The sequence below is a fragment of the Polaribacter gangjinensis genome (genome assembly GCF_038024125.1).
Classification (GTDB): Bacteria; Bacteroidota; Bacteroidia; order Flavobacteriales; family Flavobacteriaceae; genus Polaribacter; species Polaribacter gangjinensis.
Window position 1 is genome coordinate 925692 of the sequence record NZ_CP150662.1, and the last position, 24603, is coordinate 950294.

Here is a 24603-nt window from a genome sequence, read left to right on the forward strand (position 1 = left end):
TTATAAATTTAAAGGTAAATCATTGCTTGAAGTGTTAGTGTATTTAAAGAAGAAACACCAAATTTTTGATGTTGATATTCTAGTGTTACTTTAGAATTGTGCCCATTAAAATAAGCGTTTGCGCCAATTCCTAAAATATTTCTGTTATCTTTAGTAGCATCATATGAATTCTTTGCAAAAGAAACATAAGGCTGAAATCTAGTTTTTGAGGTATCACCAGCTAATGTATACCCCAAATGAGAGTATATCATTGAGCCTGTTCCATAAGCATTGAATAAATAATTTTTTCCATAATTGTTATTTTGATACACTGCATATGCTGTAATTGAACTTCCTTTATCAGAAAGTGGAGCATCGTAAAATGTATCAACTGCAAAAATTGATACATTTTCACCAGAAATGTTTCCAAGATTATCTGCAAATACAGCACCATTTGGGTGTGCAAAAAATCCAAAACCAAGGTTGAAAACTCGTTTTTCTCCTAAATAACTTCCAACTTTAAATGGTAATAAATTGGACTCTTGATCTAAAAAATGATAGTCAAAATATCCTGCGAAAGTTTTACCTGCTTCTTTTGTACCTAATAATCTTGCTCCACCATAAACAGCACTTCCGTTGTTTGTAGGAGATCTTAGATCTAATCCATTAACAATAGCATCATTAATTGCCAATCTGTATTGAAGTTTTTCAAAATTACCTTTAAAAAAAACTCCTATATGTCTAACAAACTGGTCTGATAATCCTAAAGTAGCCCAAGATTGCCTGTTATTATCAAGTGTTAAAAAGTTTAAAGTGCTCTGATTATTCAGTCTAGAAATACCATTAAAATAATGCAAGCCTGCACCAACTGTATGATTTTTTGCAATTTGATATTGTACCCAAACATCATGAAAAAATAGTTGAGAAGCCTCACCTTTTCCGATTGGAGACATATTAGAAGAATTCAAACTATTTAATCCGAAGTGAGTAAGAATTAAAAATTTGCTATTAAGTTGTGCATACATTAAAATTCGTGCGCGTCTTAAATTGAAACTGGTATTTGATTCATTATCTGCAACTTGATCAGCGTAAGAAGCTTGAACCTGAGCCCAAGAAATAATCCGAATATATTTTTTACCATCTTTGTTTAAAGTAACTTTGATTCCTCCATCATAATTTGGTGATCCTTGAGAAAACACTTTAAAAGAAATTGATAGTAAAAATACAAGTAGAAAATTATGAAGATTTCTCATAAGTTTTTAATTGATAAATTTTGGTTGTGATTGATTTAACTTCCAACGAATGTCAATAAAAACTTATCTGAAAAAAAATAATATATAGTTTTATGTAAATTTAAAATAGTTATTCTTTAAAACGCTCCCATTTTATTAGCATAAATTTATCTCCTAGTTCAGTAACCACAACTCCTGCTCCTTTTAAATTTTCTGCTTTTTGAAAGTAACTTGATAATTCTAAAGCATTTAAAATTTTATACGTTGGATGATAATTTTTATTTAAAGGTCTTTTGATTCCATATCTTTTTACCCAGTTTAAAATACTTACGTGCGATATTCCTAAAATTCGTTCAATCTCCCTATAACTCAATCCTTCCAGATATAATTGGAGTGCTTTATTAACAAAATAGTCATCAATCTTTTTACCTAATTTATTTACAGTAAAATAATAATTGCATTTTTTACACTTAAATCTTTGACGCTCATTAATAACACCACTTTTAATATACTCTTCAGATAAGCAATTTGGACAGGTATTTAATTTCATATATATTTTTTTAGCATAGATATATTAATTTAGCAATAATAATAAAAAAAATAATTAAAAACATTATAAAATAGTTTTTGTATAGTAATATTGTTTTTGATTTTAGAATGAATATGTTAGACATTTTTATCAACAATTGGCATTTGGTGTTATTATTTTTTACAGTTGCATTACTTTATGCCTCAGTTGGTTTTGGTGGTGGATCAAGTTATTTAGCCATTTTAGCATTATCATCCATTGCTTTCACAGAAATGAGAGCAATAGCTTTATTCTGTAATATTGTTGTAGTTAGTGGAAATGTTGTTTTATTTTATCAAGAAAAAATAATTGATTTTAAAAAGATATTACCTCTTGTTATATTTAGTGTTCCAATGGCTTATTTAGGAGGATATTTAAAAATAACAGAACAACTATTTTTTATTCTTTTAGGATTCACACTTTTATTTGCGGCTATAACCATGTGGATTTCAAAAAAAATTTACACTGAAAATAATTTTTTAGAGAAAACTAATTTTGTAAAGAATATTGGTTTGGGTGGATTTATAGGTTTTATTTCAGGAATGGTTGGAATTGGTGGTGGAATTTTTCTATCACCTATTTTGCATTTAACAAACTGGGATACTCCAAAAAAAATCGCAGCAACATCCAGTATTTTTATTTTAGTTAACTCATTAGCTGGTTTGGGTGGTCAACTTTCTAATCCAAATTTTAAGGTAAGTTGGCATTTGACATCAATTCTTTTAATAGCAGTTTTTATTGGTGGTCAAATCGGAAATAGGCTTAGCTCAAAATTCTTATCTCCTATTTTATTAAAAAAAGCTACAGCAATTTTAATTGCATTTGTAAGTATCCGTATTTTGTTAAAATATGTAATTTAACTTTTGTTTATTTTTTTTAACTTTTAATTAAACATTTTGAATTTGATTTAGTTCTAAGTTTGTATCGAACTTAAAATCTAAATCATGTTTATTAAAAAAATTATTCCATTCGTATTAGTAACAGTTATTTCATTTTCTACAATAGCAAATACAACAAATCCTGACGAGGATAAAAAAGAAACTACTAAAAATGCAACTGTTCAAGAAACTATTGTTGGTGTTGCAGTAGGAAATGAAAATTTTTCAACTTTGGTAGCCGCAGTTAAAGCTGCAGGATTAGTTGATGTATTAAATAGTGATGGACCTTTTACAGTATTTGCGCCAACAAATGCAGCATTTGCTAAGTTACCTGAAGGAACAATTACCACATTATTAAAGTCAGAAAATAAAGAATTATTAACTGCAATTTTAACATATCACGTTGTTGCTGGTAAATTCGTTGCAAAAGATGTATTGAAAGCTATCAAAGACAATAAAGGTAAGATTGAAATTAAAACTGTTCAAGGAAATACATTAACTGCATCATTAAAAGGAGGAAAAGTAATATTGACAGATGCTAAAGGAAATGTTTCAACAGTTGTTATGACAGATGTAGCTGCATCAAATGGTGTTATTCATGCAATTGATACAGTAGTAATGCCAAAATAACTAATTGTTTCATTTTTTTAACATTTTGTTAAACATATAATCCATATCTTTACAACGTAATTCAGTAAAATATTATAAAGTAAACACTTCTCATAGTTATTTTGCATTTTGTGCGAAAGTTTAAAAGAAGTTTTTTGGTTGATTGATTGAAACCACTACTTAGGTAGTGGTTTTGTCATTTTAAAAAAGTATCTTGAATTCTTTGAACTGTGATTTGAATGATTCGTTTGTGAAATTCAGAAGTATTTGAATTGTAAATTTCAAACTCTTCTGATGAAAAATGACCAATAATGATTCCAAAAATCAAGTGTTTGAAATTGATATCTTTCTCAAATATTGATTTAATTTTATCTTTTGCCTTATGATTTTCAAGGGTTATTATATCAATTTTCTTCTTTTGAACATAGCTTTGAAACAATGCTAAAATCAAATCATGCTGCATTTTAATGACTGGACGTAAAGTAGCATTTTGAAATATTTCAAAAGTCAACGTAGTATCTGAAATAATATTTTTTATAATGGGTCTTTCTTTAGGCATTTGTAATGTTATCAAGTTCTATTTGAAAATCATATTGCAAATCTTCATGCAACTTTTCAATGGCTTTCGTCGCCATTTTTAGCTGTGAAAAATATACATTTTCTAAGCGTTGACTTTGATGAATTGAAGGTTTCATCAATTTTAATTTTTTACAAAAATGTAATAAAAGTGAAGCTTCGGTTTCTTTATTTTTTGAATAACGAATGTATTTTTTTGTTTGGGTAAGAATTTTACGAACTGTTTTTCTGATAAAAAAATAGTTTTTTGTATTAATTTCCTCAAATTGATCATCCATTTGAGCCTTTATAGATGCAACGTAACTTTCTTCATTATGAGACTCAAACAATAAATAGGTCAATAATTCTTTGTTTTCCTTTTTAAATCTAGACAAATGCAAACACAACTCTTTCAATTCATTGGCAGATTTATGAGAAAGTTCGTCTTTAAGTTGTTTGAGCGTTACTGCTTTCATTTAGATAGAAAATCCATCACATTTTTTTCAATTCTTGCTAACACATCATCAGTAGTTGCTTTGACGAATTTTTCACCTGTGATTTGTTCAAACAATTCAATATATCTGTTGGATATTTCAGTGATTTTTTCATCATTCATTTCAGGAATTTGTTGCCCTTCTTTTCCTTGAAAACCATTTTCTATCAACCATTGACGCACAAATTCTTTGGATAATTGTTTTTGTGCTTCATTGTTATTTTGTCTTTCTTGATAGCCATCTGCATAAAAATAGCGAGAAGAATCTGGTGTGTGAATTTCATCTATCAGAACAATTTTTCCATCATTTGTTTTCCCAAATTCATATTTTGTATCGACCAAAATCAACCCTCTTTTAGCCGCAATTTCAGTACCTCTTTGAAATAATTTTCGAGTATAATCTTCTAATACCAAATAATCCTCTTCTGATACAATTCCTTTTGTTAAAATATCTTCTCTTGAGATATCTTCATCATGATCACCATTATCTGCTTTTGTAGAAGGCGTAATCATTGGAATAGGAAATTTGTCATTTTCTTTTAATCCTTCTGGCATTTCCACACCACACAACACTCTTTTTCCAAGTTTGTATTCACGAGCTGCATGACCTGATAAATATCCACGAATCACCATTTCAACTTTAAAAGGTTTACATAAATGACCAATTGCTACATTTTCATCAGGAGTTGCTATCAACCAATTTGGAACAATATCAACAGTTTCGTCCATCATTTTAGTAGCTATTTGATTCAATATCTGCCCTTTAAATGGAATTTGTTTTGGTAAAATCACATCAAAAGCAGACAATCTATCAGTTGCTATCATTACCAAAAGTTCATCATTGATATTATATACTTCTCTTACTTTTCCTTTGTAAACTGATTTTAAGTTTGGGAATTGGAAGTTTGTTTCGTTAATTGTGTTCATGAAATACTTGTTATTTTGGCAAAAATAGGGTTAATTTTTATGAAATCATTTTCTTAGTAGTGAAAAATTACCTGTAAATATTTGTCCTGAATCTGTTACAACTTTAAACCAATAATTTGATGATGGTGCGGGATTTCCATTAAAATTACCATCCCAAAAACCTGAATTGCTTGAGATTTCTTTGATAACATTTCCAAAACGATTGTAAATTAGAATTTTATAGTTATCAAAAGGGAAATCTTTCAAACGCCAAAAATCATTTTCTCCATCGTTATTTGGAGTAAAAAATGTAGGATATGTTTTTACAAAAACTTTTTCGGAATAAAATTCACATCCATCAACACCTCTTACATAAACTGTTTGCTCACCACCAACAACATTATTAAACACATTATCTAATTGATATTGAACACCATCCAAAGAATATTCATATTTTCTTGTACTGAAAACAAACACTTGAATTTGGTTATTTGTTGCTGAAAAGTCATTGACATTTACAGTAACGTTTGTTAAAGGATTGTCTTTTAAAACAACAACTTCAATTGTAGCAGTATCAATTCCGCAACTACCATTATCAACCGTATACGTATAATTACCTGATAAATTTATTGAAGGATTAAAAATTCCGTTTGGTAAATTTGACGACCAAGTTCCGTTTATATCTGGATTTCCTGTAAGAAAATCAAACAAATTGATACTTGGAGAAAATTCACAAATTTCAATTTTTGTTCCAATTCCTGCATTGGGTTTTGAGCTTTTTTTAAGAGTGATTTTTGATGAAATTCGTCCACAAAATTCATCATTAATTGTATAAGTATACACTCCAGCTTTATCAATTGTGGGATCAAAAATATTTGTTTTGCTTGCCAACTCAGGAGACCAAGAACCTCCTTGAGAGGGATTTCCATTTAATAAATCAAATAAGTTGATCAATCTTTTTTCTTCACAAAGAGTAATTTCTGTATCTAAACCCGCATTTAACGTGGAGGGAATTTCAACTAACACTTGTGCAGTTCTTTCACCACAATTCAGTGTTTTGTTTGTATGTGTGTATGTGTAAATTCCTGCTTTGTCAACAAACGGATTAAAAATCCCAGTACCACTTTGTAAAGCTGGTGTCCAAAATCCACCTGGTTCAGGATTTCCATTTAAACCATCAATCAAATCAGTTTGTGGAGAATTTAAACAAATTTCAATTATTCCGTTTTTTCCAGGATTCAAGGTACTTTCTTCTTGAAAATCAAAAGTTCCATTTGAATTTGCATCCAAAGGAGTTGTATATCCTGAAGAAACTAAAATAACTTTTCCGTTAAAATAAACATTTGTAGGTAAATTTCCTAAAATTCCATCACCATTATCATCCTCGAAACCAGCTTCTATAACATCAAAACAGTTATCATTATCAGCATCTAAATCCATTGAATCAGGAAAACCATCATTATCAGTATCAATCAAACCATTTCCTTCGTCAATATCTAAAATTCCGTCATTATCATCATCTAAATCAATGACATTTGCAATGCCATCATTGTCAAAATCTTTATTACAATTTTCTATTGCTTTTGAAGCATTTAGGCAACTTCCTAAATTATTTTGTATTATTAAATTCCCAGTAATTTTTCCGTTATTTAAGATATTACAAAGCCATGAACAATCATTTAATTGAGGATTATTTTTAACCTCTAACATCCCCTCAACAAAAATGAATCTGCCAAAACCACGAACTTCGTTTAAAATTGGATTTTCTGAGATGATAAACCAATCTTCTAAAAAAAAATCATCACCAGTTTTTAACAAACTATTGAAACCATTAATGCTCTGTAAACTTGTATTTTGAATTCTAAAACCAGCACCAACTTTCTCAAGATTATTAAAACTTGGGATTTTTTCAATACCATTTCTGAAATCTAAATAACGATTCACAAACCTAAGATTATCAAATCCATGAATCTCTTTTATAAATTCAATATTCAAGTCATTGCCGATAACCCGTAATTCATTGAACCCATCAATAGAAAATAATTTTGGATTTGAAGTTAAATTCAAATCACTAAAAATTTCTATCAGCTTAGAAAATGATGGGATTTTCTGTAGTGCTTCATTATTACTAATGTTTAACTCGCCTTTTATTGATGAAATATTATTGAATGCCTGAATTTCTTCTAGTAAATCATTATTACCGATTTCAATACTACTCTCTAAAGATTCGATTTTTTGAAAACCTTCTATAATTTTAAGTTGTGTATTGTTAGCAATTACAATTCTTCTTGCAAAAGTCAAATTGTTAAAACCATTGATCTTTTGAATTGAAGATGAGCTAGTTATTTCAATATCTCCTCTAACACTAGTCAACAAATTAAATCCAATAATTTCAGATGCATTAATAGTAATTGTTAATGATCCATTGATAGATTTCAGAAAGTCCAACCCTGAAATGTCTGTAATTTCAGAAGCTGCAGGATTATCTGTATTGACACCAGTAAGTTTTGATAAAAGTATTAAATCACCCGAAATTCCATCACAAGTTCCACTGTAATCAGCAACAAATTGATCAACTTCTTCTTGAGAAGAAAGCACAATTTCACCTGGAGGTGGACATTGGGAGAAACCCAAAAAACTTACAAGAAAAAATAGTAATTGAAAAAAATGTTTCATTAAAAACAAAAATACTGAATGATTTTGAAAAAATTCAGCGTTAATATGTTAATAGAACACAAAAAATCAATGTTTTATCTATTCTGTTTCAATGCTTTTGTATGCGTGAATTATTTTTTTCACTAAACGATGTCTTACCACATCTTTATCATCTAAATAAACATGTGCAATTCCCTCAATATCTTTCAATGCCAATAAGGCTTCTTTCAATCCTGAAACCTGTTTTCTTGGCAAATCAATTTGACCAGGATCTCCTGTAATAATGAATTTTGCATGCATTCCCATTCGTGTCAAAAACATTTTCATTTGATTGTGAGTAGTGTTTTGAGCTTCATCTAAAATTACAAAGGCATTGTCTAAAGTTCTCCCTCTCATAAAAGCCAAAGGCGCAATTTGAATAACTCCATTTTCAATGTAAGCTTCTAATTTTTCATGCGGAATCATATCGCGCAATGCATCGTATAAAGGTTGCATATAAGGATCTAATTTTTCTTTTAAATCTCCAGGTAAAAATCCTAAATTTTCTCCTGCTTCAACTGCGGGTCTTGTTAAAATAATGCGCCTAACTTGCTTTTCTTTTAAAGCTTTCACAGCTAATGCAACTGCTGTATAAGTTTTTCCTGTTCCTGCAGGACCAACAGCAAAAAGCATATCGTTTTCATGCATCAGTGACACCATTTTACGTTGGTTTTCAGTTTGTGGTTTTATTAATTTTCCACTTACACCGTGTAATAAAACATCTTTTGAATTTTGTGAAGCAATTGATTTTTCATCCTCTCCATTAGATGTTAAAATTCGCTCAATACTGTTTTCATCTAACTTATTATAGCGATTAAAATATTTTATCAAACGGTCTAATCGAATTTCAAATTCATCTAAAATTTCTGGTTCTCCATAAATTTTTAATTTAGATCCTCTTGCAACAATTTTAATCTTAGGAAAGTACTTTTTTAGTTGTTCGATAGTACTGTTTTGTGTGCCAAAAAAATCTTTTGGACTTATTTCCGTTAACTCTATGATTCTCTCGTTCAAATGATTCAGTTTAGGATTATAGTGACTAGAATTTATATTTTAAAAATAGTAATAAAAAGTACTTATTTTAGTAGATTTGCGTTAAATAGTTAACAACTTTTACACAATTAATTAACAACAAAAAATAGAATGTCTTTTATTACATTAACTACTGATTTTGGGACAAAAGACCACTTTGTTGGTGCAGTAAAAGGGGCTATTTTATCGCAACTTCCAGATGCTAAAATCGTGGATATTTCGCACGAAATTTCACCTTTTAACATTGCAGAAACTGCTTACATTTTAAAAAATTCTTACAAAAGTTTTCCGAAAGGCACTATTCATATTGTGGGTGTAGACTCTGAGTTAAGTGATGACAACAAACACATTGCATTAGAAATTGATAATCATTTTTTTGTGTGTCCTGATAATGGTTCAATATCAATGATTGTCTCTGAAATTCAGCCTACAAAAATGGTGGAAATCAATATTCACGATCGAATTGAAACTAGTTTTCCTGTGTTGGACGTTTTTGTGAATGTAGCTTGTTTTATTGCTAGAGGAGGAAATTTAACCGTTATTGGTAAAGAAATTAAAGAGATTAAAATAAATACCGAAATCAAACCAAAAATAAATGAACTTCAAAATCAAATTATTGGAGGGGTTTTGTATGTTGATAATTTTGGAAATTTAATTACCAATATTAGCAGAAAAATGTTTCAGGAAATTGGTAAAAATAGAAAATTTACTGTGAGCGCGTCAAAACATAAATTCACTAAAATATTCAATAAATACAATGAAATTACTGGAGAATATGGCACAAATTCAACCATTTTTGATGGTGAAAAATTAGCGCTATTCAACTCAGCAGACTATCTTGAATTGGCTATTTTTAGAAGTAATTTAAAGTCGTTAGGTGGCGCATCAACTTTATTAGGTTTGAAATATAGAGATAGAGTAACCATTGATTTCCATTCAGAAAATGAACCTGAATTTTCACCTTTACAATAAATTATGCTGGTAAGAATCGTAAAAATGAGTTTCCATTCAAAATTTATTCCTGAATTTTTGGAAATGTTTGATGAAAAAAAATCGCTGGTAAAAAAATCTGCAGGATGTTTGTTATTAGAATTATATCAAGACAAATCAAATCCTGAAATCTTTTTCACTTATTCTCATTGGGAAAATGAAAGTGATTTGGAAAATTATCGAAATTCTGAATTATTTATTGAAACTTGGGCACAAACCAAAACGTATTTTAATGATAAACCACAAGCTTGGAGTGTTAATAAATTATGAGTTTTGAATTTTGAATTGAAATTTCCAAAAATTAAAACTAATCAGCAAACAAAAAAAACAACAGAAACAAAAAATAAACCCTTCAAATGAAAGCTATTCTGATTAAAGAAATCAATTCCTTTTTCACATCGCCCATTGCCTATTTAGTCATCGGATTTTTCTTGTTGATTAATGGTTTATTTTTATGGTTTTTTGATGATGATTTCAACATCTTAAATGCTGGTTTTGCTGATGTTACTCCGTTTTTTTACCTCACACCTTGGGTATTGTTATTTCTAATTCCTGCAATAACCATGAAAAGTTTTGCTGATGAAAATAACAACAGAACCATAGAACTTTTAAAAACTAAACCAATTTCTGATTGGCAAATTGTTTTGGGTAAATTTTGGGCATCATTACTTTTAGCTGTTATTGCAATTATTCCAACAACAACATACGTTTACACTGTTTATGAACTAGGAAATCCTGTTGGAAATATCGATTTTGGAAGTACAATTGGTTCTTATTTAGGAATCCTTTTTTTAGCTTCAACATATACTTCTGTTGGATTATTTACATCCACATTATCTAAAAATCAAATTGTGGCTTTTATTTTGGGAGTTTTCATCACATTTTTACTTTTTTATGGTTTTGATGCCGTTTCAAATTCGTTTGGAAATGATGCTTTACTAATTCAAAAATTAGGAATCAATGAGCATTTTAAAAGTATTTCAAGAGGAGTTATAGATACAAGAGATTTGATTTATTTTGTAAGTGTTACAAGCTTCTTTTTATTCATCACTAAAATCCGATTAGAAAATGACTAAAAAGATTCAAAAAATCGGTATTTTTTTGGGGATTATTATTTTGTTAAACATTGTAAATCAATACGTTTACAAACGATTTGATTTAACTGCTGACAAGCGATTTACACTTTCAGAAACTACAAAAAATATCCTTTCCGAAATCAAAAAACCTTTACATATCACCATTTATTTAGAAGGTGATTTTCCATCAGAATTCAAACGATTACAAACTGAAACTAGACAATTTTTAGAAGAACTTTCATCCGAAAATTCGAACATAAAAATCCATTTTGAAAATCCTGATGATCAACGTGAAGCTTTGATCAAAAAAGGAATGATGCCAAGTCAGTTAACGATTCAAGAAGAAGGAAAATTTTCTGAAGCCATTATTTTTCCTTGGGCTGAAATCAATTTTGATGAAAAAACAATGCTTGTTTCTTTGCTGCCAAATGCAATCGCAGTTTCACAAGAACAGCAACTAGAAAAAGCCATTGAAAATTTGAGTTACAGTTTTAGTAATGCCATTCATACTATTTCTCAAAATAAGACTAAAAATGTTGCAATTATTACAGGAAATGGAGAATTACAGGATATTTTTCAATACAGTTATTTGAGCGAAGTTGCTAAAAAATACAAATTAGCCAAATTTACACTAGATTCTGTTGCATCAAATCCTGCACAAACTTTGGAAGATTTATCCACTTTTGATTTGGCAATCATTGCAAAACCAACAGAGCAATTCACTGAAAAAGAGAAGTTTACCTTAGATCAATTCATCACAAATGGTGGAAAAACTTTGTGGATGATAGACAATGTACAAGCTGAACAAGACAGTTTGAGTAATGGTGGAAAAATGCTGGCATATCCTTTAGATTTGAATTTAACGGATTTATTATTTTCATACGGAATTCGAATTAACACATATTTGATTAAAGATTTGTATGCAGCAAAAATCGCTTTGGCAACTGGAAATATTGGCAATCAACCACAATTTCAAAATTTTGATTGGTTTTTTCATCCACTTGTAAATGGAAATCCAACTCATGCAATTACAAGAAATTTGATGCCTGTTCGTTTGCAATTTGCAAATCAGATTGATGTTTTGCAAAATAATCTAAAAAAAACGGTGTTGTTGCAAAGTTCGGTTTTGACAAAAAAAGTAGGAACTCCCTCAATTATTGAGTTACAATCCATTGCTGAAGAACCCAAAGAAGAAGATTATAAAGATGGAAATCAGTTGTTTGCCATTTTATTAGAAGGCGAATTTACATCTGCTTACAAAAACCGAATCAAACCTTTTGAAACAAAGCTTTTTAAAGGAAATTCAAATGACAACAAAATGATTGTAATTGCTGATGGAGATGTTGGAAAAAATCAATTGTTAAAAGGAAATCCCTATGATTTATCAAGAGATAAATGGACCAATGAAACCTTTGGAAACAAGGATTTTTTACTAAATTCTATTGATTATTTATTGGATGATGTTGGCCTGATGCAATTGAGAAATAAAACCATCAAAATTGCACAATTAGACCAACAAAAAGCCTATAAAGAAAGAACTTTTTGGCAGTTTTTCAACGTAATTTTACCTTTGGTTTTATTAGCTGTTTTCGGAATAATTTTCAATTATTTGAGAAAAAGAAAGTACAGTTAAAATCTTAAATTTCGAATTCAGAATCCCAAAGCATATTATCCACTAAAAATTGATAATTCAACGTTTTTTGTAATTTTTCAGAAGAGATAATTTTCCAATTCAGTGTCTCATTTTCCTCAAAAATTGGTGGCTCAAAATTTTTAGTTTTTCGAGCATTTTCATAAAAATCTTTTCTTGTTGGATGATGATTTGAACACGCATTAAATGTTTCTCCAAAACAGTTTTGTTGTATTATTTTTTCAATAATAGCAATGCAATCAGTCAAATGAATCATATTTACAAATCCATTTGGTTGAGGAATTTTTCGTCCGTTTTGAAACCAATTTGCAGGATGTCTTACACCTCCAATCAATCCTGAAAAACGAATGATGGTGGTTTTAAAATGGGTATTTTCTCGAAATAAATTTTCAATAATTGCTAAAGGATGCTCTTGTGTGGCATCATTTTCGGTCATTATTTTATTGAGACTTGGATATACAGAAGTAGAACTGATAAAAATTACTTTTTGAATGTTTGCTTTCTCAATTTGTGAAATCAATCTTTTAAAATCCGATTCATTCTTTGAAGTGATTGCGATGATTAAAACTGATGCATCTAAAAAATCTTTACTGATTTCTTCTTGAGAAATATCAACCAAAAACGGAATGATATTTTCATCAGCTAACCATTTCAATTTTTCTTCAGAAGTTGTTGAACCTTTCACTAAAAAACCTTTAGAAATCAGAGAAATCGCCAATGGTTTTCCTAACCAACCACAACCTAAAATACTTACTTTTTGCATCTAAAAATCATTGAATAATTGCAAAGATACGTCGCTTTTTTTTTATGTTTTTATTAACAATTGCTCCATTATGAAATCGTAATTTTGATTCACTTAAAAAAAACATACATCATGAAAAAAATTATATTAAGTCTATTTATTGCCGTTGTTGGATTTAGCACGAATGCACAAATCAAAACTCCACAACCAAGTACTGCTCAAAAAATTGAACAAGCTGTTGGTTTAACAAATATTACATTAGAATATTCAAGACCAAACATGAATGGCAGAACCATTTTTGGGGATTTAGTTCCTTATGGATCTGTTTGGAGAACAGGCGCAAATGCAAACACAAAAATTACATTTTCGACAGATGTTACTGTTGATGGAAAAAGTTTAAAAAAAGGAACATATGCCATTTTTACAAAACCAAATGAAAAATCTTGGGATGTAATTTTTTATTCTGATGCTACAAATTGGGGAGCACCAAGAACTTGGGACGAATCAAAAGTTGCGTTGCAAACTAGTGTAAATGTTCAGGAAATGCCTATGAATATTGAAACTTTTACCATGACTTTTGATGATATTACAAACGATTCAGCTGTAATCGGAATTCTTTGGGAGAAAGTGTATGTTGGTATAAAATTTGAAACTCCAACTGATATGATGGTAAGTTCTCAAATCGAAAAAATGATGGCAGGTCCATCAGCTGATGATTTTTATGCTTCTGCAGTGTATTATTTGCAAGCAAATAAAGATATTAAACAAGCTCAAGAATGGATTGACAAAGCTGTTGAAATGACTAAAGACAAACCAAGATATTGGTTTTTACGTCAACAATCATTGATTCATGCAAAAGCAGGCAACAAAAAAGGCGCAATTGCTGCTGCAAAAGCTTCTTTGAAATATGCTGAGGAAGGAAAAAATCCTGATTACATTAAAATGAACAAAGATTCTCTGAAAGAATGGGGAGCAATGTAATTTGATTTTCATTTTATAAAAAAATCCCAATTGAAAAATTGGGATTTTTTTATTCTCTAATATGTTAATCCAATACAATTTCTGACTGTATCTAAAGTTTTCATTAATGATTTTGAAAACTCAAAAGTCATCAAATCACTTTCTTTTTTATTCGATTGCAACAAGTTGTTAAAATGCTCGATTTCAAAACTATATCCATGTGTTGAGTAGTTAAAATCAATCGTTTCTTCAATATTATTTTGTAAAATAGTTACATTACTTGGGCCGTGAAAAGGTCTATTAATGGTAAGTGTCGCTTTTTCAAATTGAAAAATGGCTGTAATTGGTGTGTTTTCTAAAAGCGTACTTTTCAAATAGGCTTTGGCATTTGCATATTGAAAAAGCATGTTGCAAGATGAGTCAACACCATTTTCAAAAAACGTAGCTTTTGCCTCAATTTTTTCAGGAATTCCTAACGTAGAAAGTGCTGCAAAAATGGGGTAAATGCCAATGTCTAGCAAACTTCCTCCTCCAACTTCTTTTCTAAAAACCCTGTTTTGCAAATCATAAGGTGCATAAAATCCGAAGTCAGCTTCTAATTGTTTAATTTTTCCATATTTTTCAGATTTTACAACATCAATAACAAACTGATAATGAGGTAAAAAACGTGTCCAAAGTGCTTCCATCAACAAAGTATCATTTTCTTTTGCTGTTTGAATCATTTCAGAAACTTCATCAAAATTCATTGCAAATGCTTTTTCACAAAAAACTGCTTTTTTGTGTTGCAAACAAAGTATGGATAACTCTTTGTGCAAACTATGGGGAGTTGCAATGTAAATAGCATCAATTGCTGGATCTTTAGCTAATTTTTCATAGGAATCATAGGCAATTTTTGCTTGATAGATTTGTGCAAATTCATCCGCTTTTTCTTGATTTCTAGAAGCAACTGCATACAATTCGCATCCAGAAACTGTTTTTAAATCCGAAGCAAATTTATGGGCAATTTTTCCCAAACCTAAAATTCCCCATTTGATGGTTTTAGTTGTTGACATAATCCGTAGTTTTTTGTAAAAATTGGAATAAAATGGCAATTATCATCACTAAAATACATCCTAATAAATTGAGCCATAAATAAGGCAACCAATCCAAATACCACACAATAATTATCAATATTTGAGTAATAATTGCTGCTATAAAAACCGCATTTCCTTTGACATATTTGATAAAAAATGCGAGTAAGAAAATTCCCAATACATTTCCATAAAAGATAGAACCAATAATATTTACTAATTGAATCAGATTATCAAATAAATTAGCAACACAAGCCACAGAAATTGCAATAATTCCCCACAAAAGTGTAAACCATTTGGAGGCTTTTACATAATGAGTTTCACTTTTTTCAGTTTTGTTGCTTCGTTTGTACAAATCCATGGCAGTTGTACTTGCTAAGGCATTCAATTCTGAAGCAGTTGAAGACATAGCTGCTGATAAAATTACGGCCAACAACAAACCAATCAAACCTTTGGGTAAGTTATTTAAAATGAAGTGAATAAATACATAATCTTTGTCATTAGATTCTATTTTTTCTAACGGATTTTCTAAATTTATTTTATCAATAATTTCTTTTGAAGCGACTTTTAAAGTCGAATCTTTTGAGTTTAACATTTGAATTTCAGCCACTTCATGCTTTTGAATTCCGTCAACTAATAATGCTTTTTTGGTATTTTCAATTACAATGTGCTCTCCATTTAATTTTTGATAATCAGCTTTATAACTTGATTTTTGAACAACTTCATTAGCTTTTGGATTGAAATTTAAAGGAGATGAATTGAATTGATAAAACACAAAAACCATAACACCAACCAACAAAATAAAAAATTGCATGGGCACTTTTAACAAACCGTTGAAAACCATTCCTAACTGACTTTCTCTGACAGATTTTCCTGATAAATAACGTTGTACTTGACTTTGATCTGTTCCAAAATAAGACAACATCAAAAAAGTTCCGCCAATAAAACCAGACCAAACTGTGTATCTATTATTCAAATCAAATGAAAAATCAAGAATTCCCATTTTGCCAGAAGCTCCAGCAATTTCAAGCGCTTTTGTAAATGTAATATCTGTAGGAAGTTGATTTACAATCATCCAAAAAGCAATGAACATTCCTAAAAAAATGATAATCATTTGTTGCTTTTGAGTAACATTTACCGCTTTTGTTCCTCCTGAAACTGTATAAATAATTACTAAAAAACCAATGATGATATTTAGCGAAAGTAAATCCCATCCTAAAACTGCACTCAAAATAATGGCAGGAGCAAAAATGGTAATTCCTGCAGAAAGTCCTCTTTGAATCAAAAATAAAATGGCTGTGAGCGTTCTTGTTTTTACATCAAATCTACCCTCCAAAAACTCATAAGCTGTATAAACTTTTAACTTATGATACATTGGAATAAAAACTACACAAATGATAACCATAGCAATAGGCAATCCAAAATAAAACTGAACAAACCCCATTCCACTGTGAAAAGCTTGTCCTGGTGTGGATAAAAAAGTAATGGCACTTGCCTGAGTTGCCATCACAGAAAGACCAATTGTCCACCATTTTGTATCATTTCCACCTTTGATATAATCCTGAACATTGGTATTTTTCCTAGTTACATAGGTGCCATAAACAACAATAAAAATCAGCGTTATTGAAAGAACAATCCAATCAATTGTATGTAAGTTGGGTTGGATTTCCATGAGCTAAATTATAAAAAGTTGCATCAAAAAATAGCATACAAGAATATAAATTAGGTTGGCTAGGAGCACAATTGCATATTCTTTACGCCCTATATTTTTGGGTTGATTCATACTTTTATTTTTCAAAAACTAGTTTTTTATTGCTGATTTTGTTTCTACATTTTTTGGTAATGATAACATATTTGCAAATAATTTATACGCTCCTGAAACTCCTGAAGGCAATTCTCTAAAAAAGCTTAAACCTGTGTAAATGTAATTTCCTTTACCTAATTTTGCGACTAATAAACTTCCTTTTTTGGGAGTTTCACCTTTGTCATTCATTGAAAAAATTGGGGTAAATTCTTCGCCCCAAGAATTAGGAAAATACAAACCTCTTTCTTGTGTCCAACCTTTAAAATCATCCTGCGTTATTTTGTTTGGAAAATTTAAAATTGGATGAGTTTCATCTAAAAAAACAACTTCAGATGATTCATCAGTAACTCTGTCATTAGACAATTTCAACATGAAAGGCGCAGCAACATCTACACCTCTATCAGTATTGTATTGTACAATTAAATTCCCTCCATTTTCAACAAAATCTAGCAAATATTTTTGTTTAAATTTCAATTCATCAATCACATTATAAGCTCTGATTCCCAGTATAATAGCATCATACTTTTGAAGACTTACTTCAGTTATTTCTGATGGAATAATTTCTTCAACTTTATAGCCAATTTGACGTAAACTTTCAGGAATTAAATCACCTGCACCTTTGATATATCCAATATTATTTCCAGATTTTTCAATGTTCAATCGTACAATTTTTGCTTCAGAATTTAATAATATAGATTGTTTGGGAATGTGGTTATAATTGATTTCAATCAACTCTTTATCGAATTCTTTTTCATTAATAGTTGCCACCACTTTAAGCATTGCTTCTTGCTGATTTTTTGGTGGAAAAACTAAAAACTCTACTACTTGTTTGTCATTTTTTTGTAAAATATCAAAGTGATGATTTTCTGGTTCTATTCTCCAGTTTTGTGGAACTTTTAAAGTAACATTTCCATTGATGTAATTGGTTCCTGCACGAATTTCAACAGCTACTTTTTTAGGAATACTATCAGAAAAAATAAGCACTTTTTCAGTAAGTTTGGTGGTTACTTTAGGTAAAATTTCAAAAGGTTCGTAAATTTCACCTTTATCACTTTCTGCATATCTTCGAATGATATTTTTTGTAATGATTATCGGAATGTAATTAATCACCAAATTAAATTCGATTTTTGCTTCTCTTGGAGTGACTGGTTTTCCAATCAATAATTGATTTTCCACATTATACAAACCTAACGTTGGTTCGTTTTTCAACCAATAAGGTGACGTGAAATTTGATGTTTGAATACCAATTGTTTCTTTAAAATTCAATCTTTGATTATGTTTCAAATCCAACCCTTTAAAAGTGGTTTTATCATCAAGAGTACTTTTGATAGAAGTTAGCATAATTGGAATTTGACTTCGATTGATCAACTCGAAATTTACAGATATTTTCTCATCAGGAATGGCAGTTGATGAATCTGCAGAAACCTCTAAATACAAACCTGCACAAGCTTCAATAATTTCCAATAATTGTTTTTGTTTGATTTCTCGCCAATAATCATCTTTTAGCAAAGCAATTTTTTGATAGGCCTCTAACAATTTTGGTAGATGATTAGACGGATTTACAAAATCAAAATTTTGTTCAATTTTTGATAAAATTTCGCCAATTTCACTACCTCCTTCTACCCTTTTCCAAGTAGTATCAATTCCTGAAAAAATATCGTTTTTAACTGATAAAGAATCCCCTTTTAAAAATTCTAAATATTCGTTTTCACTGCCTCTGGTTGTGAGTCTTCCAAAACCTTGACACAAATGCTGACTACTTGCCATTGAAGCTAACTCGTTGTTAGACAAACCTTTTAAAGGATAAAAAACGCCTACATCAACCTTTGAAAGCTCTTTTGTGGCGTTTTCAAAATCATCAGAATTTCTATAAAACCAAGATGAAGTATTAAAAAATAATCGTTTTGGTTGCCACACTTTTGTAAATTTCAATTGCTCTGAAAATTGATTTTCATCAGCCACCAAATCAAAAGCTTCTACACTCAACATGGCAGAAGTTGTATGATGACCATGTGTCGAACCCGGAGTTCTGTGATTGAATCTGTTGATAATTACATCGGGTTTAAAAGTTCGAATTGCCCAAACTACATCACTCAACACTTTTTCTTTTTCCCAAATAGCAAGTGTTTCATCAGGATGTTTTGAATAGCCAAAATCATTAGCTCTTGTAAAAAATTGTTCTCCTCCATCTAAATTTCTGGCTGCTAAAAGTTCTTGAGTTCTTATGACTCCTAATAATTCTCTAATTTCAGGACCTATCAAATTTTGCCCTCCATCACCTCTTGTCAAAGACAAATATCCAGTTCTTGCTTTTACATGATTTGCCAAATACGAAATCAATCGTGTATTTTCATCATCTGGATGTGCTGCAATGTATAAAGCAGTTCCTAAAAAATTGAGCTTTTGAATTTTCTCATAAATTTGATTCGAAGAGAGTTTTGCAGGCTTTTGCCCTAAAGACACTATTGAAATAAACAGTAATGAGATTGATATAAAAAAAGTTTTATTCATGTAATACTATTTTCAAAACGAACAAAAATACCTTTTTTATTTTCTTGTGAACTTTCATTAACATAAAAATAACGTAAAATCGTTAACAAAATAGGGTAACCTGTTGATAAATTAATTTTTAAAATGACATATTTAGAATATATTTGTAAAATAAACTAAGAAGAAAATTTAATGAAATTTATTGTATCTAGTTCTCAATTATTAAAGCAATTACAAGTATTAGGTGGCGTTATTAATAGCAACAATACACTGCCAATTTTAGATAATTTTTTATTCGAATTGTCTGAAAATCAACTAAAAATATCTGCATCAGATTTAGAAACCACTATGAGTTCTGTGGTTGAGGTAGAAAGTGATAGTTCAGGATCTATTGCAGTTTCTGCTCGTTTATTAACAGATACTTTAAAAACTTTTCCTGATCAGCCATTAACTTTTAAAACTGACGGAAGTAGTAAAATTGAAATAATTTCTGATCAAGGAAATTATGACATGGCATATTTTTCAGGTGATGAATTTCCGAAAGCTGTAAATTTACCTTCACCGAGTAAAACAATTGTTCCTGCTCATATTTTAGGAACAGCGATTTCAAAAACTATTTTTGCGGCTGGAAATGACGATTTACGCCCAGTAATGAGTGGTGTTTTCTTTCAATTTAGTTCTCAAAGTTTGACATTTGTAGCTACAGATGCTCACAAATTGGTAAAATATTCAAGAACGGATGTTACTACTGATAAAACAGCTGAATTTATCATGCCAAAAAAACCTTTGAACTTGTTGAAAGGAATTTTAAGTGGCTCTGATAGCGAAGTAACTATTGAATATAATGACTCAAATGCGAAATTTACTTTTGATAATGTTGCATTGGTGTGTCGTTTAATCGATGGAAAATATCCAAATTACGAAGCTGTAATTCCTAAAGAAAATCCGAATAAATTGACTGTTGATAGAGCTTCTTTCTTGAATTCTGTAAGACGTGTTTCTATTTTTTCAAGCAAAACTACACACCAAATTCGATTGAAAATGGCTGGAACAGAATTGAATATTTCTGCTGAAGACATTGATTTTTCTAACAAAGCTGACGAACGTTTGAGTTGTGATTATCAAGGAGATGACATGAAAATTGGATTCAACTCGCGTTTTTTAAGTGAAATGTTAAGCAATCTAAGTTCAAACGAAGTTTTAATTGAAATGTCATTGCCAAACAGAGCTGGAATTTTAACCCCAATTGATGGAACTGAAGAAGGAGAACAAATTACCATGTTAGTAATGCCTGTGATGTTGAACAATTAAAAACAACTATAATTTACAATAAACCACAATGATCTAGAGTAACTCAGATTTCATTGTGGTTTTTTTGTTACTTTTAACGAATGAATTTTCTCGCGCATTTATATTTATCTGACAATAATAAAAATATCATGATTGGTAATTTTATAGCAGATCATATCAGAGGAAATCAATTCAAGCATTACAATTTAGAGATTCAAAAAGGTATTTTTTTACATCGAGAAATTGATACTTTTACTGATGCACACGAAATTGTAAGGAAAAGCAAACGCAGATTGCATGAACGTTACAGGCATTATGATGGTGTAATTATTGATATTTTTTACGATCATTTTTTAGCAAAAAATTGGGCAACCTATTCAACTATTCCATTGCAAACTTTCGCAACTAGTGTTTATGAAATCCTGCAAGAAAACAGTGAAATATTGCCTGTAAAATCAATCAATTTTATAAAATACATGATTGATCATAATATTCTCTACAATTATCAATTCGAAAATGGCATTGAAATGGTTTTGAAAGGTATGAATCACAGAACCAAAGGAAAATCTCAAATGGATTTAGCAATCGAGGATTTGCAATTATTTCAAAAAGATTTTGAAAACGATTTTTTGAATTTTTTTGAGGATTTAAAATTTCATTCAGCTAATTTTCTTATAAACTATCCAATTCAGTAACTTTAAACTTTTAAACAATTAAACCCGTTTTTATGATTCAACCATTTCACATCGCAATTCCTGTTCAAAATTTAGAAAAATGTCGCACTTTTTACAGAGATATTTTAGAATGTAAAGAAGGTAGAAGTGATACACATTGGGTAGATTTTGATTTTTTTGGACATCAATTAGTAATTCATCAAAAAGATGATTTTGTTGCACAAAAAATATCAAATCCTGTTGATGGTCATGATGTTCCTGTGCCACATTTTGGGGTTGTTTTAACTTGGGAAGATTGGCACAAACTGGCAGAAAAACTAAAAGCAGCCAATACAAAATTTGTGATTGAACCTGGCATTCGTTTTCAAGGAAAAGTAGGTGAGCAAGCCACAATGTTTTTCAATGATCCTGAAAATAATGCCCTTGAATTCAAGGCATTTAAAGACATTAGTCAGTTGTTTGCGAAATAAATGAATTCATTTTTTTCAATTAATTCAACTTCTCTAAATAATTACCTAACTTAGCTTCCGAATTTTTAATTGATAAAAATGAAGATGCTTTTTAAATTTTTAGGAGTTGTATTATTGCTCATGATTGCTGCAATTACTGTTTACTATTTTGTAAATAACGAATCACTTCCTCAAGGAAAAAAAGGAAAAGAAGCTGATGAACTTGCTCAAAAAATGTTGATTGCTATCAATCATGAAAATTTTAAAAATACCGAAATTTTAGAGTGGACTTTTACAGGAAATCACTCCTATAAATGGTACAAACAAGAAAATATTGTAGCAGTTTCTTGGGATAAAAACAAGGTAATTCTTCATTTAAAAAACCCAAAAAAATCAACAGTTTATGTTGACAATCAAAAAGTTGAAAATCAAAAATTGGTTCAAAAAGCAACTGATTTTTTCAATAATGACTCATTTTGGTTGATTGCTCCACATAAAATATTTGATGCTGGAACAGAAAGAAGTATTGTAAAACACGAAGGAAAAGAAGCTCTTTTGGTCACTTATACATCTGGAGGAAGTACTCCTGGAGATTCTTATTTATGGATTTTAGATGAAAACCACTTCCCTACTTCATATAAAATGTGGACATCCATCATTCCTATTGGTGGAGTTTCTGCAAGTTGGTCTGATTGGAAAAATACAGAATCAGGATTTCAATTACCAACAAAACATACCCTTTCTTTGTTTGAAATGGAAATTGATATGGGTAATGTAAAAGCTTACAATGAAGGAGCTAATATTCTTGCAAATAAAATTTTAAAAGCAATAAAACACGAATCTTATCAAAAAACGACATTTTTAGAATGGAGTTTTAGAGAAAAAAGATTCTTTAAATGGAATAAAAAACAACATATTGTTGATGTTTCTTGGGACTCTATTCGTGTGAATTTACATCCAAATCATATTGAAAAAAGCACTGTTTTTATTCATGAAAGTTTGCAAAAAGATGCTGATGAAACTCTTGTCAAAAGAGCAGAAGCTATTTTTAACAATGATTCTTTTTGGTTGGTTGCGCCTCATAAATTATTTGATAATGGCACTATAAGAACCATTAAAAAAGTAGATGGAAAAGACGCTCTACATATAAAATATACTTCCGGAGGTTCAACTCCTGGAGATTCATACACTTGGATTTTAGATGAAAATTTCATTCCGAAAAGTTTTAAAATGTACGTTCCAAGTATGAATATGGAGGGTTTAGATGCAACTTGGGAAGATTGGATTACCACAGAAAGTGGAACCTTATTACCTAAAAATCATTTAGTTGCAGGAAAAACTATTTTATCTATGGGTAATGTAAAAGGTTATAACTGATGGAATCAAAAACAATTTCAAACGGAATTTTAAGAGCAATCGCAATTCTTACTGGAATTTCGTTTTTGCTGTATTTTTTATACTTAATTCAGGCAGTAATTATTTACATACTAATTTCTGGAGTTTTATCATTAATTGGACGTCCTTTCATTCTTTTTTTAAGAAGAAAACTAAAAATGAATAATACTTTAGCAGTAATTCTAACGATGATCATCATGCTAAGTTTTATCATTGGCATTGTCATTTTGTTCATTCCGCTGATTATTGAACAAGGAAAAAATTTATCCTTATTAAAAGTTGATGAACTAAATCAAAATTTGCAAAGTATTTACAATCAGATTTCTAGCTATTTTTCATCTCAAGGAATTGACTTGTTAGAAAATCTAAAAGAAATCAATATTGCCAGTCATTTAAAAGAAATTCCAGCGATTTTTAATGTCATTTTGGGAGGTTTAGGAGATTTTAGTGCGGGACTTTTTTCAGTTTTATTTATTTTATTTTTCTTTATGAAAGATAGTAGATTGTTAAAAAATGGCATCATTACAATTATCCCAAAAAATACAGAAACTCGTTTTTCAGATTCTCTAGAAAAAATCAATAATTTACTTTCTAGGTACTTTATTGGACTCATTTTACAAATCAGTATTTTACTCATTTTCTATACAATTATATTGCTCTCATTCGGAATTTCAAACGCACTTGTAATTGCATTTTTATGCTCATTATTAAACCTAATTCCATATATAGGTCCATTAATTGGAGGAATCATCATATTTATTTTATCCATGACAAGTAACATTGGGCAAGATTTTCAAACACACATTCTTCCAACATCATTGTGGATTTTATGCTGGTATTTTTTAGCACAATTATTTGATAATTTGGTAAGCCAACCTGTAATTTTTTCAAAAACCACAAAATCACATCCGTTAGAAATTTTTCTCATCATCATCATTTGTGGCATATTATTCGGAATTATTGGAATGATGGTTGCAGTACCAAGTTACACTGCATTAAAAGTGATTTTAAAAGAATTTTTATCTGAAAATAAGATTGTAAAATCTTTAACTAAAAATATTTAATC

23 protein-coding genes are annotated in these 24603 nt (G+C 29.8%); 12 read left to right on the forward strand and 11 right to left on the reverse strand.

The annotated features are described in order from the left end of the window. Positions 1-8: 8 nt before the first annotated feature. Together WHA43_RS04060 and WHA43_RS04065 are read right to left on the reverse strand one after the other, a co-directional pair. Positions 9-1232, reverse strand: a complete 1224-nt coding sequence (locus tag WHA43_RS04060) for a hypothetical protein (protein ID WP_105045858.1) — start codon at positions 1230-1232, stop codon at positions 9-11. Between the two features lie 109 nt (positions 1233-1341). Continuing rightward, the gene (locus tag WHA43_RS04065) at positions 1342-1761 is read right to left on the reverse strand and encodes an IS1/IS1595 family N-terminal zinc-binding domain-containing protein (RefSeq protein WP_105045859.1); all 420 of its coding nucleotides are present in this window, start codon (positions 1759-1761) and stop codon (positions 1342-1344) included. A gap of 77 nt (positions 1762-1838) precedes the next feature. Between WHA43_RS04065 and WHA43_RS04070 the strand changes: the two genes are divergently transcribed. After that, positions 1839-2639, forward strand: a complete 801-nt coding sequence (locus tag WHA43_RS04070; RefSeq protein ID WP_226742809.1) for a sulfite exporter TauE/SafE family protein — start codon at positions 1839-1841, stop codon at positions 2637-2639. Positions 2640-2723: 84 nt separating this feature from the next. Further along, the gene (locus WHA43_RS04075; protein WP_105045861.1) at positions 2724-3287 is read left to right on the forward strand and encodes a fasciclin domain-containing protein; all 564 of its coding nucleotides are present in this window, start codon (positions 2724-2726) and stop codon (positions 3285-3287) included. A gap of 175 nt (positions 3288-3462) precedes the next feature. Here WHA43_RS04075 and WHA43_RS04080 read toward each other — a convergent pair whose 3' ends face one another. The 5 genes from WHA43_RS04080 to WHA43_RS04100 form a co-directional block, all read right to left on the reverse strand. Continuing rightward, positions 3463-3825 carry a glyoxalase gene (locus WHA43_RS04080; RefSeq protein WP_105045862.1) on the reverse strand — a complete coding sequence of 121 codons (363 nt, stop codon included), beginning with the start codon at positions 3823-3825 and terminating at the stop codon, positions 3463-3465. Then, on the reverse strand, positions 3818-4297 hold the full coding sequence (locus WHA43_RS04085) for a hypothetical protein (RefSeq protein WP_105045863.1): 480 nt from the start codon (positions 4295-4297) through the stop codon (positions 3818-3820). The genes WHA43_RS04080 and WHA43_RS04085 overlap by 8 nt, the downstream gene beginning before the upstream one ends. Beyond that, the gene (locus WHA43_RS04090) at positions 4294-5241 is read right to left on the reverse strand and encodes a phosphoribosylaminoimidazolesuccinocarboxamide synthase (protein ID WP_105045864.1); all 948 of its coding nucleotides are present in this window, start codon (positions 5239-5241) and stop codon (positions 4294-4296) included. Before WHA43_RS04090 ends, WHA43_RS04085 begins: the two co-directional genes overlap by 4 nt. Positions 5242-5286: 45 nt before the next feature. After that, complete coding sequence (locus WHA43_RS04095) at positions 5287-7896, reverse strand: T9SS type B sorting domain-containing protein (RefSeq protein ID WP_105045865.1); 2610 nt, start codon at positions 7894-7896, stop codon at positions 5287-5289. Positions 7897-7974: 78 nt separating this feature from the next. Further along, entirely contained in the window at positions 7975-8928 is a 954-nt protein-coding gene (locus WHA43_RS04100) for a PhoH family protein (protein ID WP_105045866.1), read from the reverse strand. A 129-nt stretch (positions 8929-9057) separates the two neighbouring features. On the opposite strand from WHA43_RS04100, the gene WHA43_RS04105 reads away from it, so the two are divergent. From WHA43_RS04105 to gldG, 4 genes are all read left to right on the forward strand, one after another. Then, a complete protein-coding gene (locus tag WHA43_RS04105; RefSeq protein ID WP_105045867.1) occupies positions 9058-9918 on the forward strand; it encodes an SAM hydrolase/SAM-dependent halogenase family protein in 861 nt (286 codons plus the stop codon). Between the two features lie 3 nt (positions 9919-9921). Continuing rightward, complete coding sequence (locus WHA43_RS04110; RefSeq protein ID WP_105045868.1) at positions 9922-10206, forward strand: putative quinol monooxygenase; 285 nt, start codon at positions 9922-9924, stop codon at positions 10204-10206. Between the two features lie 86 nt (positions 10207-10292). Then, positions 10293-11012 (forward strand): gliding motility-associated ABC transporter permease subunit GldF, encoded by a 720-nt coding sequence (gldF, locus tag WHA43_RS04115; protein ID WP_105045869.1) that lies wholly within the window; start codon positions 10293-10295, stop codon positions 11010-11012. After that, positions 11005-12645 (forward strand): gliding motility-associated ABC transporter substrate-binding protein GldG, encoded by a 1641-nt coding sequence (gene gldG / locus WHA43_RS04120; RefSeq protein ID WP_105045870.1) that lies wholly within the window; start codon positions 11005-11007, stop codon positions 12643-12645. Before gldF ends, gldG begins: the two co-directional genes overlap by 8 nt. 4 nt (positions 12646-12649) lie before the next feature. On the opposite strand, the gene WHA43_RS04125 is transcribed toward gldG, so the two are convergent. Beyond that, complete coding sequence (locus WHA43_RS04125) at positions 12650-13426, reverse strand: NAD(P)-binding domain-containing protein (RefSeq protein ID WP_105045871.1); 777 nt, start codon at positions 13424-13426, stop codon at positions 12650-12652. Positions 13427-13537: 111 nt separating this feature from the next. Here WHA43_RS04125 and WHA43_RS04130 point away from each other — a divergent pair, with 111 nt between their 5' ends. Next, positions 13538-14386, forward strand: a complete 849-nt coding sequence (locus WHA43_RS04130; protein ID WP_105047283.1) for a DUF2911 domain-containing protein — start codon at positions 13538-13540, stop codon at positions 14384-14386. 56 nt (positions 14387-14442) lie between these two features. On the opposite strand, the gene WHA43_RS04135 is transcribed toward WHA43_RS04130, so the two are convergent. The 3 genes from WHA43_RS04135 to WHA43_RS04145 form a co-directional block, all read right to left on the reverse strand. Further along, positions 14443-15417, reverse strand: a complete 975-nt coding sequence (locus WHA43_RS04135) for a Gfo/Idh/MocA family protein (protein WP_105045872.1) — start codon at positions 15415-15417, stop codon at positions 14443-14445. After that, on the reverse strand, positions 15404-17107 hold the full coding sequence (locus WHA43_RS04140) for a sodium:solute symporter (RefSeq protein ID WP_105045873.1): 1704 nt from the start codon (positions 17105-17107) through the stop codon (positions 15404-15406). The genes WHA43_RS04135 and WHA43_RS04140 overlap by 14 nt, the downstream gene beginning before the upstream one ends. 129 nt (positions 17108-17236) lie before the next feature. Further along, entirely contained in the window at positions 17237-19750 is a 2514-nt protein-coding gene (locus WHA43_RS04145; RefSeq protein WP_105045874.1) for a PIG-L family deacetylase, read from the reverse strand. A gap of 171 nt (positions 19751-19921) precedes the next feature. Between WHA43_RS04145 and dnaN the strand changes: the two genes are divergently transcribed. From dnaN to WHA43_RS04170, 5 genes are all read left to right on the forward strand, one after another. Next, entirely contained in the window at positions 19922-21040 is a 1119-nt protein-coding gene (gene dnaN, locus WHA43_RS04150) for a DNA polymerase III subunit beta (protein ID WP_105045875.1), read from the forward strand. 80 nt (positions 21041-21120) lie between these two features. Continuing rightward, positions 21121-21714 carry an ACP phosphodiesterase gene (locus WHA43_RS04155; RefSeq protein ID WP_226742811.1) on the forward strand — a complete coding sequence of 198 codons (594 nt, stop codon included), beginning with the start codon at positions 21121-21123 and terminating at the stop codon, positions 21712-21714. A 32-nt stretch (positions 21715-21746) separates the two neighbouring features. Then, the gene (locus WHA43_RS04160) at positions 21747-22163 is read left to right on the forward strand and encodes a VOC family protein (protein WP_105045876.1); all 417 of its coding nucleotides are present in this window, start codon (positions 21747-21749) and stop codon (positions 22161-22163) included. Between the two features lie 84 nt (positions 22164-22247). After that, positions 22248-23519 carry a hypothetical protein gene (locus tag WHA43_RS04165; RefSeq protein WP_226742812.1) on the forward strand — a complete coding sequence of 424 codons (1272 nt, stop codon included), beginning with the start codon at positions 22248-22250 and terminating at the stop codon, positions 23517-23519. Further along, entirely contained in the window at positions 23519-24601 is a 1083-nt protein-coding gene (locus WHA43_RS04170; RefSeq protein WP_105045878.1) for an AI-2E family transporter, read from the forward strand. Before WHA43_RS04165 ends, WHA43_RS04170 begins: the two co-directional genes overlap by 1 nt. Positions 24602-24603 lie beyond the last annotated feature (2 nt).